Source organism: Burkholderia sp. 567 (genome assembly GCF_040545115.1).
Lineage (GTDB): Bacteria > Pseudomonadota > Gammaproteobacteria > Burkholderiales > Burkholderiaceae > Burkholderia > Burkholderia ambifaria.
Genome location: NZ_JBEPLG010000005.1, coordinates 102,904 through 120,763, shown reverse-complemented (window position 1 = coordinate 120,763; position 17,860 = coordinate 102,904). Strand labels below are relative to the sequence as shown.

Annotated in this window: 16 protein-coding genes; 3 read left to right on the top strand and 13 right to left on the bottom strand. The window is 65.7% G+C overall.

Translation table 11 applies throughout. From position 1 onward, the window contains the following. Window positions 1–14 precede the first annotated feature (14 nt). From nicT to ABIC50_RS16355, 4 genes are all read right to left on the bottom strand, one after another. A complete protein-coding gene (gene nicT / locus ABIC50_RS16370) occupies window positions 15–1,103 on the bottom strand; it encodes a Nickel transporter NicT (protein ID WP_354165463.1) in 1,089 nt (362 codons plus the stop codon). Between the two features lie 100 nt (window positions 1,104–1,203). After that, on the bottom strand, window positions 1,204–2,235 hold the full coding sequence (locus ABIC50_RS16365) for a DUF4331 family protein (protein WP_354165462.1): 1,032 nt from the start codon (window positions 2,233–2,235) through the stop codon (window positions 1,204–1,206). A 213-nt stretch (window positions 2,236–2,448) separates the two neighbouring features. Then, window positions 2,449–3,726 carry an MFS transporter gene (locus tag ABIC50_RS16360; RefSeq protein ID WP_354165460.1) on the bottom strand — a complete coding sequence of 426 codons (1,278 nt, stop codon included), beginning with the start codon at window positions 3,724–3,726 and terminating at the stop codon, window positions 2,449–2,451. Next, window positions 3,723–5,045, bottom strand: a complete 1,323-nt coding sequence (locus tag ABIC50_RS16355) for a sensor histidine kinase (RefSeq protein ID WP_354165895.1) — start codon at window positions 5,043–5,045, stop codon at window positions 3,723–3,725. Before ABIC50_RS16355 ends, ABIC50_RS16360 begins: the two co-directional genes overlap by 4 nt. A 301-nt stretch (window positions 5,046–5,346) precedes the next feature. Between ABIC50_RS16355 and ABIC50_RS16350 the strand changes: the two genes are divergently transcribed. Then, window positions 5,347–6,084, top strand: coding sequence for an SDR family oxidoreductase (locus tag ABIC50_RS16350; protein ID WP_354165458.1), 738 nt, complete (start codon window positions 5,347–5,349; stop codon window positions 6,082–6,084). Between the two features lie 61 nt (window positions 6,085–6,145). Here ABIC50_RS16350 and ABIC50_RS16345 read toward each other — a convergent pair whose 3' ends face one another. Continuing rightward, entirely contained in the window at window positions 6,146–7,114 is a 969-nt protein-coding gene (locus ABIC50_RS16345; RefSeq protein ID WP_354165455.1) for a LysR family transcriptional regulator, read from the bottom strand. A gap of 636 nt (window positions 7,115–7,750) precedes the next feature. On the opposite strand from ABIC50_RS16345, the gene ABIC50_RS16340 reads away from it, so the two are divergent. Further along, the gene (locus tag ABIC50_RS16340; protein ID WP_126225822.1) at window positions 7,751–8,701 is read left to right on the top strand and encodes an AraC family transcriptional regulator; all 951 of its coding nucleotides are present in this window, start codon (window positions 7,751–7,753) and stop codon (window positions 8,699–8,701) included. Between the two features lie 246 nt (window positions 8,702–8,947). Further along, entirely contained in the window at window positions 8,948–9,373 is a 426-nt protein-coding gene (locus tag ABIC50_RS16335) for a DUF3331 domain-containing protein (RefSeq protein ID WP_354165453.1), read from the top strand. 35 nt (window positions 9,374–9,408) lie between these two features. Here ABIC50_RS16335 and ABIC50_RS16330 read toward each other — a convergent pair whose 3' ends face one another. The 8 genes from ABIC50_RS16330 to ABIC50_RS16295 form a co-directional block, all read right to left on the bottom strand. Then, window positions 9,409–10,317: a LysR family transcriptional regulator gene (locus tag ABIC50_RS16330; protein WP_354165451.1), complete on the bottom strand. Its 909-nt coding sequence runs from the start codon at window positions 10,315–10,317 to the stop codon at window positions 9,409–9,411. A 97-nt stretch (window positions 10,318–10,414) separates the two neighbouring features. Continuing rightward, window positions 10,415–10,756 carry a DUF4148 domain-containing protein gene (locus ABIC50_RS16325; RefSeq protein ID WP_354165893.1) on the bottom strand — a complete coding sequence of 114 codons (342 nt, stop codon included), beginning with the start codon at window positions 10,754–10,756 and terminating at the stop codon, window positions 10,415–10,417. A 204-nt stretch (window positions 10,757–10,960) separates the two neighbouring features. After that, the gene (locus tag ABIC50_RS16320) at window positions 10,961–11,395 is read right to left on the bottom strand and encodes a c-type cytochrome (RefSeq protein ID WP_354165448.1); all 435 of its coding nucleotides are present in this window, start codon (window positions 11,393–11,395) and stop codon (window positions 10,961–10,963) included. 14 nt (window positions 11,396–11,409) lie between these two features. After that, window positions 11,410–12,654 (bottom strand): molybdopterin-dependent oxidoreductase, encoded by a 1,245-nt coding sequence (locus ABIC50_RS16315; protein WP_354165446.1) that lies wholly within the window; start codon window positions 12,652–12,654, stop codon window positions 11,410–11,412. Next, the gene (locus tag ABIC50_RS16310; protein WP_354165443.1) at window positions 12,651–14,933 is read right to left on the bottom strand and encodes a heavy metal translocating P-type ATPase; all 2,283 of its coding nucleotides are present in this window, start codon (window positions 14,931–14,933) and stop codon (window positions 12,651–12,653) included. The genes ABIC50_RS16315 and ABIC50_RS16310 overlap by 4 nt, the downstream gene beginning before the upstream one ends. After that, window positions 14,930–15,523: a c-type cytochrome gene (locus ABIC50_RS16305; RefSeq protein ID WP_354165441.1), complete on the bottom strand. Its 594-nt coding sequence runs from the start codon at window positions 15,521–15,523 to the stop codon at window positions 14,930–14,932. Before ABIC50_RS16305 ends, ABIC50_RS16310 begins: the two co-directional genes overlap by 4 nt. Further along, entirely contained in the window at window positions 15,520–16,119 is a 600-nt protein-coding gene (locus tag ABIC50_RS16300) for a cbb3-type cytochrome c oxidase subunit II (protein ID WP_354165439.1), read from the bottom strand. Before ABIC50_RS16300 ends, ABIC50_RS16305 begins: the two co-directional genes overlap by 4 nt. Before the next feature lies 1 nt (window position 16,120). Next, the gene (locus ABIC50_RS16295) at window positions 16,121–17,785 is read right to left on the bottom strand and encodes a cbb3-type cytochrome c oxidase subunit I (protein ID WP_354165436.1); all 1,665 of its coding nucleotides are present in this window, start codon (window positions 17,783–17,785) and stop codon (window positions 16,121–16,123) included. Window positions 17,786–17,860: the final 75 nt, after the last annotated feature.

Sequence of the window (17,860 nt, the reverse complement as noted above, 5' to 3'; positions counted from 1 at the left end):
AAACCGGTGAAGAATCATGCGTCTCCGCCGCGTGCCCAGCGTTGTTCGATTCGTCCGAACTTCCATATCGCGGCGGACACCGCCCATGTCGCGACGAACAGGCCGACGATCGCGAACCCCATGTGGTTGAGGGCGAGCGGCGGCAGCCACGTACCTGACGCGCGGTGCGCTTGGAATGCATTGCCGAGCAGGCCGAGCATCTCGATCGTTCCGATGACGAGCGCGAAGCCGATGGAGAGACCGGTGACGACGAGGTTGTAGTAGATCTTGCGGATGGGTTGTGCGAGTGCCCATCCGTACGCAAGCGTCATGAACGAGCCGTCGATCGTGTCGAACAGCAGCATGCCGGCGGCGAACAGCACGGGAAGACAGAGAATCGCGTACCACGGCAGGCCCGACGCGGCTCCTGCGCCGGTCAGCACGAGCAGTGCGATTTCCGTTGCAGTATCGAAGCCGAGTCCGAACAGCACGCCGACGAAGTACATCTGGCCGGGCGTGCGCACGATACGCATCAGCGGCGCGAGAAAACGGCTGATCAGGCCGCGCGATTGGAGGCATCGTTCGAGCTGCGCTTCGTCGAGCCGGCCGCTTCGCATGCGCCGAAATGCCGTGCAAAGATCGTAAAACGCGGCGATGTTCAGTATCGCTATCGAATAAAGGAACACGCTGGAGACGATCGCGCCAACGGTGCTTGTCAGCATGCGCAGCGGCGATCCGGCGTCGAGTACATGCGCCGACAGGGAATGCATGCCGAGCGCGATGAACATGGCGAGGCCGAACACGACGCTCGAATGACCGAACGAAAACCAGAATCCCACGCTCGACGCCCGCTGGCCTTCGCCGAGCAGTTTGCGCGTGGTGTTGTCAATCGCCGCGATGTGGTCGGCGTCAAACGCGTGCCGCATGCCCAGCGAGTACGCCGTCACGCCGGCGCCGATGCCGAAGGCGCGGGAGCCGACACCGAGATGGTGCGGAACGATGAACGCAAGCAACGTACCCCAGCCGACGACGTGCAGAACGACGATGAACATGGCGACTGCGGCCAGTGAAACGGTTGCCGTCCGGTGATGGGAAAAACGACGAATGTCATGGCTTGCAGACATGGAAGCCTCGCCAAAAAAGATCGGGAGAAACGGGTCGGCCGACGCAGCGCCGTCATCTGCCGCAGGGAAAGTCGGCGGCGCCGCGCGCCGCCGACTCGCTTCAGGCCCTGGGCACGTACGGGAACGTCGACGTCGGCTTCGACGTGACCGATTCTTTGCCGATCCCGAGACTGATCGGCGTATTTGCGGCGATCGAGAACATCACATCCGGTGCGTTGTCGGTCATGGATCGCCCGTTCCATTGCGCGAAGCCGAATACGGCCGGCGTCCCGACCGTGTACGGCAGAACGTTTGGAAGCAGTCGGTGTGCGACAGCTGCTGCATAGCCGTCAGGGTCGTCGGCCGTTCCGTTGGCTCGCACCGCGCCGGCGATCGACTGGATGAGCGTTGCGCCGTAGGTGTCGAAGTCGTCGGCGGGGCGGCCACCGTTCAGCCGGTCGCCGAGGTCCTCGTTGTACTGGGTGAAGAGCGGATGAATCATCGGGAGTCCGACACGATTGATCGATCGCCAGCCGCCGCTGTCGGTCGCGAGGGTCGCGACCGCCCACACGCCGATTCTCCGGTTGCCGTTCGCCGTGGCGAGCAATTCGGCGTCAGGCACTTCCAGAACGATCGAATACACGGTGTGACCGGCGAACAGATTGCGCGCGTCGCCGGGCTGCCACGTACCGAGATCGAGCGGCTGTCCGTCCTGGAACGCGTGCCCCACTGCGTGAAGGACGTCAGGCTCGATCCAGAACGGATCTCCTGCGCGTCCTGCCCACACGCGGAGGCCGGACGGCGTCGTAATCGTCTCGTCGGTGTCGCCTTGCGCAACGACGTCGCCGGCTGCATGCGGATCCGTAGCCGCGGCGCCGACGATGCGGCGCACGACGAAATGCTGCTTGCCGCCGGCATCCCGCGCGTCGAACGTGATGCGATAGGTCACATCCTCGACTGCGTCCTGATCGAGGTCGATCTTGAATTCATAGAACCCCTCGGGGTGGTAGCCGGGGGTCGGCACGTCGCCGGCAATCGAATGGCAAACGTTGATGACGAATACGGTGCCGGTCTCGCCTCGAAAGCAGTACAGGTCGGTGATGTCGAGACGGATGTCCTGCCGGGCGAGCGGGGAGTCGAGATGGTGCGACATGGTTCGATCCTTTCCGTAAGATCAATGAGGATGGCGGCGGCGCGGTGTCGTGGACACCGGCCGCGATGCATCGCGCTGGATGACGGAAAGGAGTGTGGCGCGCCAGGCGAACGGGCGCTGTCAGGAAAGGCAGCGCCGTTTCCGATTTGCACGGCATCGATATCATGCACGTGTGCCGACGGCTGCACAGGTGTGCGGACCGGCGGCTGGACGTTATGCGTTCGCGCTGCGCACGGTACGAACCTGGAGAACCGCGATCAGCGTAATCGCGGCGGACACGCAGACATACCAGCCGGCGGCGCTGTGCATGCCCGTCCATGCATCGACCGACGCCACCACGAACGGGGCGGTACCGCCAAACAGCGCGACACCGGTGGCATACACGACCGACATCGCGACGGCGCGGCCCCGCATCGGGAACATCTCGAGAATGACGACGATGCTCGGTGCGCCGGCGATGGCGGACAAGCCGGCGAACAGCGCGACCACGCAGAGCAATACGACGGGTTGCGGATGCGTCGCCGCGTAATGGAACGCCGGTAGCACGGCCAGCATGGTGAGGGCGCGCGACAGGCCGATGGTCCGCAGTCGGCCGATTCGATCCGCGAGCCAGCCGCCTGCCAACGACAGCGCCAGCGTGACCGCACCGACCGCCACCGTCGTCACAAAGGCCGCGTAGGCAGTGGGTGGCGGACCGGCGACGCCGGCCGTGGTCGCGTAGGTCGCGACATACGTCGGTACGGTTCCGCCGAAGATCAATGCGATCGCGAGCAGCCACTGCGACCGATACCCGACGAGCATGTTGCGCACCGCGTGTCCGTCGCGCGGCACCCGCCACGTCTCATCGATCTTGCGGCGCAAATAGAGCTGCACGGGTATGAGCATGCCCGCTAGCGCGAACGGTATGCGCCAGCCCCAGTGCTGAATTTGCGTGGTCGTCAGCAGATTGAAAATTGCAATACCGCAACTACCGGCGGCGACCAGCGCGAGTCCCTGGCCCGCCATCAGCCATCCCGCATAAAAGCTCTTGCGCGCGGGCGGACAACGCTCGATCAACAACGCGCCCGACGATCCCATTTCTCCGCCGACTGCCAAGCCCTGCAGGATCCGGCAGATGAGCACGGCTATCGGTGCGCCGATGCCCAGCGTCGCGTAGTCCGGCGTCACCGCGACACCGACCGAACCTGCGGTGACGAGCGCCGCGCTGAGCAGTAACGCCGGCTTGCGTCCGGCGGTGTCCGCATGGAGGCCGATCGCAAGCGCGCCGATCGGGCGGGACAGGAATCCGGCTGCAAAAGTGCCAAGCGACAACATCCGGCCGTATGCGGCCGATGCGTGCGGGAAAAAAGCATGGGCGATGAACGCGGCGAAGACCGTATAGCAGAAGTAGTCGAAGAACTCGACAGCGTTGGCAAGCACAATCGTGGCGAGGGTGCCCGCCGTGAGCCTGTGTGCAGACGCTGCGTCGGCATCGTTCCGGGATCGTCTCATGCGGCCTGGTCGCCTCGAGGTGCGGATGCTTGCGGCTTACCGGTGCCGAATGCATCGGGAAAGCTCGGGACGGTGAAGCAGAAAGTCGTTCCTCGTGGGCCGGTTTGCTCGATCCATATCGCACCGCCGTGCGCTTCGACGATCGACTTCGAGATCGGCAGACCCATTCCCATGCCGTCGCTCTTCGTGCTGGAAAGGGGTTGAAAGACCGAGTCCGGTTGGGCAGCCAGGATCCCGCATCCCGAATCGCAGACTTCGAAAAGTACCTGCATGGTGTCGTGGCGGCGCACGCTCACGGTCAGTTGCGGCGTGCGATCCTTGAGCTCGACGGCGGAGATCGCGTGAATACCGTTGATCAGCAGGTTGGTCAACACCTGCTGAAGCTGAATGCGGTCGGCATGCGCGCGTATGCCCGGCTCGATATTCATCGAGACGGCGATTGCATGCGCATTCGCCTCCGACGCGACCAGCAGCATCGCGGATTGCACGATTTCGGCACAGTCGACTTCGACCGCCTCGACCGGCGCGCCGACGAGGAACCCGCGCAAACGCTGGCAGATGGCCGCAATATCGTCGGTCCAGCGTGCCGCGTACCGGAACGCGGCCAATGCTTCGCCGATATTCGGCTCGGCGCGGTCCATCCAGCGGGCGGCTGCGTCGAGCGCGGTACGGACCGCACCGAGCGGCTGGCCAATTTCGTGAGTAATCGACGCGACAAGTTGCCCGACCATCGATACTCGGGCCGTTCGTGCCATCTGCGCGCGCAACGCCTCCAGGCGCTCGCTGTTTTCCTTGTGCTCGGTCACGTCGAACGCATAGAAGTGCAGACGACGATATTGCGCCGGATCGGTCGGCAGCGAGCACCGCCACACGATGGGTACTTTCCTGCCGGTGAGGGTCGACAGCAGGCGCTCGCCCTGGCAGAACGCGTGCCCGTCGAACATCGCGCGCAATACCTGCGAGTTGCTGATGCGATTCGCCGGAAGCAACCTGCGCGACTGTTCGAAAAACAGCGCCTTCGATTCTGCGTCGAACAGGGCGAGCGCGGCGCCGTTTGCGTCGATGAACGCATGGCGCTCGCGCAGCTCGTCGATCACGTGCGGATGGTCGTCGATGTAGGCATCCAGATCCGTCACGCCACAAGCCTTGAGCGAGTCGACCCACGCCTTGATGCCGGACCAGTCCTCTATGAGAATCGGTATGGGCGCGTCGCGAAACACCGAGTCGGTTTCGACGCGCGCTTCCGCCGCGGATTCCCCCGCCGGGCCTGACGGTTTCCGTGTCGATAAGCTCGGCGACTTGCCGTTGGGTCCGTTCATGGGGCGAGTTCGAATACGTGCGAAGTGAGGTCGAGCATCGCTGTATGTCGTGGACGAAGGCGTCTCGGGAAAAGTGCGGCGATTATACAAAACCATAATGTCCTGCGAACAAGGCATTCGGCATGTCGGCACGATACGACGTGGCTGACCGCGCGTCGCGAACCTTCTCGTATTTCACCTGCTTGGCGCCTGCTCCGGCTCAACAAACGTGCGAATCGAAAAAAACCGCATCGGCGGCCACTGCATAGTGACGCGAGCATCGGACTGTGCCGGTGCGTCACATCAACTGCAAGGAGCCAATATGTCGGATAGGGTGAAAGTTGCGCTCGTCACCGGCGCGTCGGGCGGCATCGGCAAGGCGGTCGCGCTGCGACTCGCGACGGACGGATTTGCGATCGTGGGCCACTACGCCGGAAACGGCGCCGGGATGGACGCCCTCGTGTCGGACATCACCGCCCGAGGCGGGCGGGCAATCGCGGTCAAGGGCGATATCAGCGCGGCGGACGATGTCGCCGCGCTCTATGACCGTGCGCTGGATGCATTCGGCCGGCTCGATGTGGTCGTCCATTGCGCGGGCATCATGCCGCTCGCACCTGTCGGCCCGGACGGTCTGGACGTATTCGACAGGACGATTCAGGTCAATCTGCGTGGCAGCTACCTCGTCATGGCGCATGCGGCGTCGCATCTGCGCGACGGCGGCCGTATCGTCGTCTGCTCCAGCAGTGTCGTCGCCAAGTCGTTCCCCGGCTACGGCGCCTACATCGCGTCGAAGGCCGGCGGCGACGGGCTGGTGAGAGTGCTGGCCAACGAGATGCGGGGGCGGCGGATTACGGTCAACGCGGTCGCACCCGGGCCGGTCGCGACGGAGTTGTTCCTGAAAGGAAAGACGGACGAGCAGATCGAACGGCTTGCGCACCTCGCACCGCTGGAGCGGCTTGGCCAGCCGGACGATATCGCGGGAACGGTAGCGTTTCTCGTCGGCGCGGACGGCCAGTGGATCAACGGTCAGATTCTCTATGCCAACGGCGGTTTTGCCTGATCGGGCGGACGCCTTCGGGAGGTCGCGAAGGTGTCTTCCCGCTTTCCGCCCCGCGCGCAGGTCAGCCCACGCGCGCGGGATGGTCCAGGCAAGCGGCGGGGTCCGACACATCTGCGGCTGCGGGGCACGACGCCGCCTGAAGCACGTCAATCAGGCGCGCCGCCATGAAATCGACGAACGTTCGGATCTTCGCGTCGACGTGACGCCGCGACGCGTAAAGAACGAACACGGGCGTGCGCTCCAGGCGATGTTCGGGGAACAGCCGCACGAGCGCGCCTTGTCGAATGTCGTCGATCACGCAGTGCAGCGGCAGCGCGGCGACGCCCGCGCCCGCAAGAACGGCGAAGCGCGTGGCGTCGACGTCGTCGATGACGAACGGTCCGTCGTTGTTCGCCGATGCGGGCTTGACGATGGTGAGCCTGGCGTGGCGCTGCGGCGTCGCAACGCGCGCGGGTATGGGCGTCAGCGCGTGCGGGGCTATCTGCTCGAATGTGTCGATTCGGCAGGCCTGAAGATACGTCGGTTCGGCCACCAGCACATGCTCGATCTGACCGACCATCCGGCTCACGTTCCCGGAATCGGGCAGTGACGCCGTGGGCACGATCGACACATCGACGCGGTCGTTGATCAGATGTGCGGCGCCGGGTATGAACGTGACATGAAGCTTGACGTTCGGATGCTGGCGTTGATATTCGACGAGGCATTGCGTGAAGCGCCGGAGTCCGAGTTCGGGCGAACAATGGACGTGCAGGGTGCCGTGCGGCACGGTATAGGCGCCGCCGGCCTGCGCTTCGGCATCGTCCAGATCGGCGAGAATCTGCTTGCATCTCGCGTAATAGCGCTGCCCGGACTCCGTCAACGACAGGCTGCGTGTCGTGCGGTTCAGCAGTCTCGCGCGCAGCCGGTTCTCGAGCGTGGAGACCGCCCGCGACACGCATGCCTTGCTGAACTCCATATGGTCGGCAGTCGCGCTGAAACTGCCCGTTTCCACCACATGCGAGAAGATCCGCATGCTCAGTAGCGTGTCCATGAATACCTCGTCGTGTCCAGGAATCTCGACTGTCCGACAGCAGGAGACGGGATCGACGATCGCGCGCTTCGGAATGCTGTCACGAGATCAAAAGATAGCGGCACGCTCTGTTGAGCACCATCGTACGTTGGGATAGGCGGGTACCCGATAGGCACTTTCGGCTCATCCTCGCGTATAGCGCGTTGCCGATTTCGGTTCTGTCGTCCGGATGTTCGACTGGCGTCAAGGCCCGATCGTCGAAATGGGTGCACTGGACAACGGCCAAGCGGTGACGGCGCGAAAGGCCGACCGGTTTCGCATCCTTTCTCATACCTTGGTATAGGTCGGGCCATCGGTTCGTAGCCGCGGAACGTGCCGGCGATGGTGCCGCGGCGCCGGCCGGAAGGCTTCCGTCGAGTCGACCGATTGCCCTCGTGCCGGCTTGCAGCGCGATGGGGATGAACTGCCGCCATGTCGACGGCACGCGCCGACGGGTGCGCCGCCCCGATTCGTGGATTAAACCTCGATATGACCGGCCCCACCCATCGACAAGTTCGCGCAACCCCTTTGTACGGCTGGTGCAACGTGCTTCGTTTCGATACCGTGTATTCACCGCACTGGTCGTGCGCAACGCTTCATGTTCCCAGGTAGCTAGCCATGATTCTTTTGTCATCGAGTCCTTCCAGGACAGCCACCGATTTCGACGCGCTTGCCGGTGTGCGCGCGTCTAGCCCGATTGCCGCCGAACACGCGTGGCGCGACCCGGGCGCCGGTCGCGATATCGACATCGCGCTTTCGCGTTGGACCCGGAATGGTACCGAGACGCTCGAGGTAACGAACGACTGCAGCGAGAACTGGCACTGCATCGGCATCAACCTCAAATGTACGTTGCTGACCTTCTCGCACGCGGGCCGCACGCTCGTGCAGGGCCGGCTGACGGCGGGTGCCGCGCAAATCACCGCGCCGGGCGTCGCATGTCGCGCCGTGTTCGACGCACCGAGTGACGTGCTGCATTTGTTTGCATCCCAAACGGTATTGGCCGAGTGCTATGCCGATCTTTTCGGGCGCGCCCATGCCGGCGACATCGTCATCGACGATCCGCGCCTCATCCGGGATCCGGCGCTCGAGCGGCTCGGTCAGGCGCTCGCGGTGTCCCACACGCAGGACGCGGCATTGGGCAAGGTTTTCGCCGACAGCGTCAGCCTCGCGATCGTGTCGCGTATCGTGGCTCGCCACTTCGCGACGAACAGGAGCGAAGTGCGCGGCGCGGCTGCACTGCCGTCGTGGCGCATGCGCCGCGTGGTCGACTATGTCGAAGCGCACCTCGCGGAATCGATCGGGCTCGCCGATATGGCACACAGTGTCGGGCTGACGCGGATGCATTTTGCTGCGCAGTTCCGCCGGGCCACCGGATTGCGGCCTCACGAATATCTGATGCGGCGGCGCATCGAGCGCGCACAGCAGCTCCTGCTCGAATCACGCCATGGCTTGCTCGATGTCGCATTGGGTTGCGGCTTCCGTTCGCAAGCCCATTTCACGACGGTGTTCAAACGCTTCGTCGGAGAGACGCCTTTTTGCTGGAGGGCGAAGGCAAATGTCGATCGATGAACGGGTACCGGTTTTCCTTGCCATTAGCGCGGGATTTCTTCGTGGCGCTCACCCGCGCGACGGTCGCGACGCGGTGCTTCATGTCCCGCAGGTGTCGCCGGGTAGCAGGAGCGCCGGCGCGCGCGCGTCGAATGACGCACGCGAGATGGCGGAGCACGCTCGCCGATGTGACGAGTCGGGTGGGCTCGGATAGTCGCGCAGCACGTTTGTCGAAGCGGTGAAACCTGTGACGCAACGAGGACGATGATGAGCTTCTCGATCGACGTAATGGCGATGGATCCATGGCAGCAGACGCTGAGCCTGCTCTCCCAATTGTGCCGAAACGATGTGCGACCGGTCGCGCCTGCGATGGAGCCGCTGCATGCTCGCGGGACGGCGCCTCATGCGCGGCCGGGAACGCCAGGTGCGGGGCGCCGCGCCGTTTCCGTGAGTTTCGTCGATCGTGTGAGCTCGACAGCGGTGACGATCGCATGGCGCGACTCGACGCACTGCTCGTATGGCGACCAGACCTGGCATGTGACGCGCGCCCGCACAGGCGGGACGTGCGCAATCAGTGGTCGGCCCGTGCGGACTGGCGACACCGTCTATCAGCCCCGTGGGCGTCCGAGACCGCTCAATGCCGGAGCGATGATTCTCGAGTCGGTGCTGCGCGAAGTGGAAGCCGATCGCTGACCTCGGCGACGATGCGGCAAGCGGCGAGCCGCGCGCTACGCTGCGCCCACTGCGATCGCAGTGTTCAGTGCGCCGCTCGCCACCAGGTCGAACAACGCCTGGCTGCTGGGCGACAGCGATCGCCCCTTCGCCCAGACCATGTGTAGCGGTCGCACGATCCGCATGTCCTCGACCTCGACAATGGCCAGTTCGCCGCGTCGCAACTCGTCCGTTACGCTGAGCGTCGAGATGTACGCCAGCGCGTGCTGGGACAGCAGCATCCGCTTGATTGCTTCGGTATGGCTTACCGACATCAGCGGCTCGATCTCGAGGCCGGCGCGACGATACGATTCTTCGATGATCGCGCGCGTGCCGGACCCCGGCTCGCGCATGATCACGGTCCGGTCCACCAGATCCCGTGCACGTACTTTCGTCCCCGCAAGCGGGTGGCCTGCCGCCGCGACGACGGCGATCTCGTCGGAGCCGATGCGTCGAGCATGGAGAATGGAGTCGTCGAAAGGGCCCTCGATGAAGCCGATCGTGAAGCTCAAGTCGTGCAAACCCGCTTCCACGCGCTCGGTGTTCGTGACCGTAAGATCGATGGCGACACGGGGATGGCTTGCATTGAACGCCGCGATTGCTTCCGGCACGAAAAAAACGCCCAGTGTGCCGCTCGCACCGATCTTCATATGGCCCGAGCCGAGGCCCGCAAGCTCCGCGAGCTCTTTCTCGGCAGTATCCGCGAGCGTAAAGATGCGGCTTGCATACTCGTAGAGCAGCTTGCCGCCTTCGGTCAATGCCACGCCGCGCGGCAGCCGATCGAACAGCACGATGCCGAGGCGATCCTCGAGCTCGCGGACTTCCCGGGTGACGGCCGGCTGACTGACGTGTAAACGCTCCGCGCCGGCACTGATGCTGCCGGCGCGAGCGACTTCATAAAAGGCGAGAAGATGAGTGAAGTTCATGGGGCGCGGGAGAGGCGACGGCTGCTGCGCGCTACGCATACCCGGCTGAACTGCCGAGCGGGCGGGCTCGGCTGAACAGTGCGCGGCGCATCAGCGGTCAACTGCCGAAATAGGGATTGCAGAAGCTGGCCGGGCCGACGCACGATGCGGATGCATGCGCGGCCACGTGAGCGCGGTTGCCGCTTGCCGAGCTACCGTCCGTCGGTGCGCCGCCGAAACCGCTCGCTGCCTGCTCGGCCGCGACCTTGGCTTCGGCTGCTTGAATGTCCGCCGGATACTGCGGATCGTTTCCGGTCGCCGGATTATAGCCAGCGCGCTCGACGCGGACCAGATCGGCACGCACTTGCGCGCGCGTGAGCGGCGTGTTGCTTTGCGCGAAGCTGAGCGCCGGCGCGGCGAGGGTGCCGAGGACGAGGGCGATGCATGCGAGCGTTTTCATGATGAAGCTCCTTGAGTTGAGTTGAATTGAAGGCGACACATCCTTCACTGTCGATCGATCCCGCCGTTGTCCACCAGCGTTTGCCTTTGCCGGGTTTCGGCGGCCTCGCGATGGATTGCGAGTCGATGAAACAAGGATATCGGCGCACCTCGCTCAAGAAAAATGCATTGTTTCGATGCGTGCCATACACCGCGGTTATGGCTTTCAGCTCGCCTGATTGTCGACGCCGGACGGGCCCGCCTGAGGCTTGCGGCCATCGATGGCGCTCAGGTAATGCGCCAGCGCGTCGATCTGGTCCGGTGAAATAGGTGCGCCGAACGCATTGCGCATCTTCGTGATCTCGACCTTCCATTCGCTGGTGGTGAGCGGCGGTTGCCGCAGCACCATGCCCGTGGAGTGGCACATCACGCAATTCGCGTTGGCGATGTCCGCACCAGGCCCGGGCGGAAACACCGAATGGCCGGGCGGTAACGTCACGTTGAGCGCGCTCAAGTGCACCGGCGGCGCGATAGCGTCCTGGCGCGCCGCCTGCGCCGCAATGGACTCGGGAAGGTAGTGCCGGCCCACGAGGCCAAGCAACGCACCAACGGAAACGGGGACCATCAACATCACCGCCATGCGCTTCAGTCTTGCGTTCATGTTGTCGCTCCTTGTCAAGCCACGTCGAGCTGAATCGATTCGATGACGTTGCGCATGAAGCCTGCACCGTTCCAGTTCGGTGTGGCCGGCTGGGCCTGCCCCGTCGAGTCGATGGCGCGCACCATCAGCATCTGCGGGCCGCGTTGAGCGAAGCGCACGTTCGTCTGCCACTGGCGGAAGCTGTATTTGCCGTAGTCGTGCCCTAGTTGCGTATCGGCCCAGCTTCGACCGCCATCTGTCGACAGCTGCACGCGCGCCAGTGCATTGATGCCGCCGAACGCAATACCGCGGACGAGCACCGGTTGACCGGCGCCCACTTTGTCGCCGGTCCTCATGTTGGTGAAGAACGAGCGCGGCAGCATCCGGTTGATGGGAATCTGCGGCACGTCGGTCTCACCGGGCCGCACGTTCGCGAAGTGGTTGGCCGGCACCTTATATGCCTTGGCGGTCCAAAAGTTGTCGTCAGGTGTGTCCAGCACTTCGATGTCGGTCACCATCTTCACCCAGTACGTCGCATACCAGCCCGGTACGACGAGCCGTAGCGGATACCCGTTGAGCAGCGGCAGCGGCTCGCCGTTCATCGCGTACGCGAGCATCACCTCGCCGTCGCGTGCATGGTCGATCTCCACCGACTTGAGGAACTTCGGCGTTTGCGGAATCACGCCCGAATCGAGCCCGTTGAAGCGAACGCAAACGGCATTGGCGCGCACGCCCGCATGGTCGAGCACGTCCTTCAGGCGAACGCCTTTCCATAGCGCATTGCCCATCGCGCCGTTGCCCCACTGGCCGCCCGGCACACGCGGGCTGAAGAAGCCGCGCGAGTTGCCCGAGCACTGATTGACCGCGGCGATCTCGTAGCGCGGGAACCCGCGCATCAGGTCGTCGAGCGAAAGATTCAACGTCCGCTTGACGGCACCGTGAACTGCGACGCGGTACGTGGCCGGATCGATGGAGTTCGGAATGTTGGCGAGGTGCCAGCGCACGTAGAAGCGGTCGTTCGGCGTGAACACGCCTTGGTCGAAGACGTCGAACGGTGTTTCGAGCAGCGGTGGACGCGTGCGCTGCAGGATCACATTGGATTTTTGCGGCAGGTCCGACGTGAGCGGCCGGCTGCCGTTCTCGAACGGCAGCTCGATGGTGCCGCTCTGGGTGCCGCGCGCGAGCGTGGGCATCATGAATGCCGCCGCACCCAGCGCGCCGAGGCCGCCCAGCAGGCGGCGCCGGTGCAGCGAGACGGGATCGTAATCGTGTTGGCTCATGAGGTGCTCCAGGTCTGTTCGGTGGACAAAGCGCGCACGGGGCGCGACGTGCCGGTGGGGGCCGGCGGCCGATCGGTGCGGACCGCGAGTCGGCCGGCGTTCAGCGTGACGGACATCGAGCTCGCGACCATCAGCGCGGCAGCGGTGGCGGGCGACACGCAGCCGAACACGGCCGCGGGAATCGCGAGCGCGTTGTAGACGACTGCGGCGGCGAGGTTCTGGTGCATGACGCGCGCGGTGCGGCGCGCGAGCCGCAACGCGAGGTCGAGCTTTTCGATGCCCGCATCGACGAGCACGATGGATGCGGCAGCCATCGACGCGGGCGACGCGCTGCCGACCGCGATGCCGACATCGGCCGCGGCCAGGGCCGGCGCGTCGTTGAGCCCGTCGCCCACGAACGCGACCGCGCCGCGACCCGCGGCCTGTGCGTGAACGATGTGTGCTGCCTTTCGTTCGGGAGACTGCGCCGCGAGGATGGAGTCGTCGCCCAAGCCCACGGCCTGCGCGATGGCGCGCGCGACGATCGGCCGGTCGCCGGTCAGCATGGTCACCGTTGCGCCGTGCGCGCGCAGCGAAGCCACGGCGTCCCTGGCGCCCTCGCGCGGGCGGTCGGCGAAGCCCAGCATGCCGCGCCAGCAGCCGTTGCGGGCGACATGGACGGCGGTGCTCGCATCGTCGATTTCGGGCACCTGAACGTCGCGACTGCGCAGGAATGCAGCGGTGCCGGCGAGAATGCATTCGCCATCTGCGCCGTCCCATGCCACGCCGGCTCCCGGCACCGCGCGCGACGTGCCGCGCGGTGCCTCCACGGCACCGGCGAGCCGGTCGGGCGCGACGAGCGCGCGAATGGCGGCCGCGATCGGATGCTCGCTGCCGCGTTCGGCGCGCGCCGCTTCCTCGATGAGTTCGGCTTCGCGCACGCCGCTTGCCGCGCGTGCGCTGACAAGCCGTGGCTTGCCCTCGGTCAGCGTGCCGGTTTTGTCGAGGAAGAACGTGCAGAGTTTGCCGGCCTTCTCGATGGCCTCGACGTCGCGAAAGAGAATGCCTTCGCGCGCCGCGCGTCCGACGCCGGCGCTCAGCGCGAGCGGCACGGCCATGCCGAGCGCGCACGGGCAGGTGACGACGAGCACCGCGACGGCACGCTCCAGCGCATCCGCCCATCCCATGCCCAGCAGGCCGCCGCCGACGAACACCAGCAACGCGATCATCGCGATGGCCGGGACGAGGCGGCGCGTGAAGCGCTCGGCGATGGCCTGCGACGCCGTCTTGCGCGCGAGCATCGCGCGCACGCTCGCCGCGATCGAATCCACGCGGCGCTCGCCCCATCCGTATTTCACGCACACCAGCAGCTCGCCGTCGGCATTGAGGGCGCCGGCCTCGACGAAGCTGCCGCGCTCCACACCGACGAGCTCGCTTTCGCCCGTCAGCAGCGAACGATCGAGCGACGACCGGCCGTCCGTGACGACACCGTCGAGCGGCAGACGCTCGCCCGGCAGCACGCGAATGATGCTGCCGGTTGCGACGCGCTTGGCGAGCACGACCGTCTGCGCGCCGTCGCTTGCGAGCACGCGCGCGGTTTGCGCGGGCAAATCGAGCAGCGCGCGAACGGCGTCCGACATGCGGCTGCGCACGCGCAGTTCGAGCCAGCGGCCCGCCAGCAGGAACGTGACGATCATCGCCGCCGAATCGAAATAGACCGTCGATTCGCCGTGCGCGACCCGCCACACGGAAAGCAGGAACGACGCGCTTGTACCCATTGCGACAAGGCAGTCCATCCCGGGCACGCGTGCACGCAACGTTCGCCACGCGGCCTTGAAGAACGGTCGCGCGCAATAACCGACGACCGGCAGCGTGGCGATGCCGGCCAGCACGGCGAGCCCATGGCGAACGGGCTCCGGCACCGTGGCGGCCGTCGTGAAGTACAGCGTCGTTTGCGCCGTCATCACCCACATCGAGCAAAAGGCGGCGATGACGAGCCGCAGCGTCAGGTCGGCGAGCAGCGCGGCCGTGTGCGCGCGACGATCGGGCGTCTCGCTTTCGGGCGTGCATTCGTAGCCGAGTTTCGCCGCGGCGGCGAGCAGATGGTCGAGCGAGGTGCGGCGCGGATCCCACTCGACGGTCGCGGATTCCGACGCGAAGCTCACCCGCGCGTCGAGCGCGCCGGGCTGGCGCTGCAGCACGCGTTCTAGCGCATTCGCACAGCTCGTGCACCACATGCCGCGCACGTCGAGCGTCGCGCTGTCGGGTGTGCGCGATGCCATTACAGCGGCCTCGCTCATGGGCGTTTCAGCTCGTCTTCGCCGGCCCACGGCGCCGTGCGATTGCCGATGGCCGCGCGTTCGGCCTTCACGACGTCGGCCGTCAACGCCGGCGCGTGATTGCCGAAGCTCGACCGGACGTGCGAGGCGACGGCGGCGATCTCGTCGTCGGTCAGCGTCGCGCCGAACGCCGGCATCGACCCGTTGAACGTGCTGCCTGCCACCGTGATCTTGCCCGTGACGCCCAGCAGGAGGATGCGCGCGACGAGCTTCGGATCGCCGTTGACCCACTCCGAGCCGGCGAGCGGCGGGAAGGCGCCCGGCAGACCCGCGCCGGTAGCCTGGTGGCACGACGCGCAGCGGCTCGCGAAGAGCAGGGCGCCGTCGGCCGCCGCCGGCGCCGCGGCAACGGCGTCGGTGCCGCCCGGCGCGGCTTGGGATTTCGCGGCCGGGTTCGGACCGAGTGCGGGATTGAGGAGGAAGTAGCTCACGCCCCAGACCGCCAGCGCGGCGGCCACGAGGCCGAGCAGCCAGGGCACCGGGTTGCTGCGCTCGATCGGTTCCGCGTGTTCGCGCGCGCGGACGGCACGCGCGTTGTCTTGTTCGCTCATTTCATTGCTCCCGACGGATCGGCCGGTGCCGGATAGGTGTGATTGAGGGCCATGAGATAGGCGACGAGATCGAGCGCGTCCTGCGACGCGATCACCTGTTTGCCGTCAGCCGGTGCGACCTTCGGCGGCAACTGCACGACGACGTCACCCGGCTTCGCGTGATCGACCACCCTGAACAGGAACGGATAGGCCGGCATCACGCTGCCTGGCGTCACCGCGCGCGGCTGATAGAGATGCGCGAGGTGCCATGCGTCGCTCGGCTGCCGGGCGCCGATGTTGAACAGGTCGGGCCCCGTGCGCGATACGCCGAGCAGGTGCGGATAGTCGTAAACGTAGTCCGCGGGCACGGACGGGCGTCCCCATCCGCGCAGTTGATCCGGGCCGAGCGACGGCGCGCGCGGCTGCTGTGAATGGCAGTAGACGCAGCCCATGTTCACGTAGGTCGCACGTCCGCGCAGCTGCGCGACGGTATAGGGCTTCAGCGGCTCGGGCGGCGCTTCGTCGCGCAATTGCCGATACGGAAGCGCGACGAGGACGAGCGTCGCCATCGCGAGCATGATCAGCGAGCCGATTACGACGGTCAGGACGCGGTTCATGTCAGGCCGCCATCGTGATCGCGTGGCGCGCCGGCGCCGCGTCTGAGCGCGCGCCCTGCCGACCGAAGACGAGCGCGAAGAAGTGATACGCGAATACGAAATGGCCGATCGTCATGAGCGCGCCGCCGAGGGTGCGTGCTTGCAGATATGGCGTGAGAACTTGGACGGATGCCATGAACGGACGCGCGGGGTCGAGCAATGCGATGCCTTGCAGAACGCCGCCGATCGTGAGCGAGACGAAATAGATGGCAAAGCCGACGGCCGCGAGCCAGAAGTGCAGCCAGACGAGCTTCGGGTACGGCCATTCGCGTTCGAGCACGCGTGGCATCGTGAAGTAGATCGAGCCGAACATGATCATCGAGAAGAAGCCGTACAGGCCGAGATGGGCGTGAGCCACCTTGTACTGCGTGAAATGCACGAGCCGGTTGAAGAACGGCAGCGCCTCGAGCGACCCCTGCAGCGACACGAGCGTGTACAGCACGGCGCCCAGCACGACGAAGCGCAGCGTAGGCGAGTGTTTCAGCGCGCCGAAGTGGCCGGCCACCGTCATATGGTGGTTCACGCCGACGGCGAGCACCGGGACGATCATCATCACGCTCTGGACGACCGACACGCTCTGCAGCCATTGCGGAACCGGGCCGCCCAGCAGGTGGTGAATGCCAGCCTGGCTGTAGAACATGGCCAGAGCCCAGAATCCGACGAGCGAGAGCGCGTATGAGTAGATGGGCCGCCCGAGCACCTTCGCGATGAAGTAATAGGCTGCTGCCAGCCCGATCGGCGTGAGCCACAGGCCGAGCACGTTGTGCGCGAACCACCAGTTGACGATGGCCTGCTCGACGCCGAAGTGCACGCCCGGCACCTTGGCGACGATGTAGAGGATGGGGAACCACAGCAGCGCGGCGGCGAGATACCACACCGACACGTACAGATGGCGCGTGGTGCGCCGTGCGATGGTCATGAGGAGCGGCACCGCCGCGAGCGCACCGCCCGCCGCGAGCAGGATGCCGATTTGCCATGGAATCTCGAGCCATTGCAGGCCGTCGGTCCATCCCGACAGAATGGCGGCGATGCCCGCGGAGAGACCGGCATTCCAGAGCCACGCGCCGGCAATGGCGAAGCGGCCGCCCGCGAGCTGCGTCTTGAGCAGGCGCGGCAGCATCCACAGGGAAATGCCGATGCCTGCCATCGACGCCCATCCGTATACCACCATGTTCAGATGCGCGGTGCGCACGCGGCCGAACGTGAGCCAGGCCGACTGCGTGAGAAAGTCCGGGGCGGTCAGCTTCTGCGACGCGACGAGGCCCGCAATGGAGCCCAGCAGCAGCCAGAACACCGAGGAGCTCAGAAAGACGAAGGTCGGCCCGCGGCTCGACGCGTCCAGCCGCGCGCGTTCCGCGAGTTCCCGGCCGAGTGCCGGCGCGTCGCCCGATGCGCCGGAACGTGTGCCGGGCGCCACATGCGCGGCCGCCTGCTGGAGGCGCTCGCGTTGCGATGCGGACAGGGCCGGATCTTCCGTCTGTCCGACTTCACCCGCGGCGAAGATGACCTCGGCTGCATCGGGGCCGGCCCGCATCAGGCCGTTCATTTGCGCCCACAGGAACAGGAACAGCCCGAGCACGGAGATCAGAAACGACAGCGCGAGCAGCGTGCCAATCGTGAAGTTCATTTCGACAAAGCTCCTCGGTGAACGGAATATCCACGCGAATCCATAAGGTATCCTCTATAACGGCAAAGCATTCGG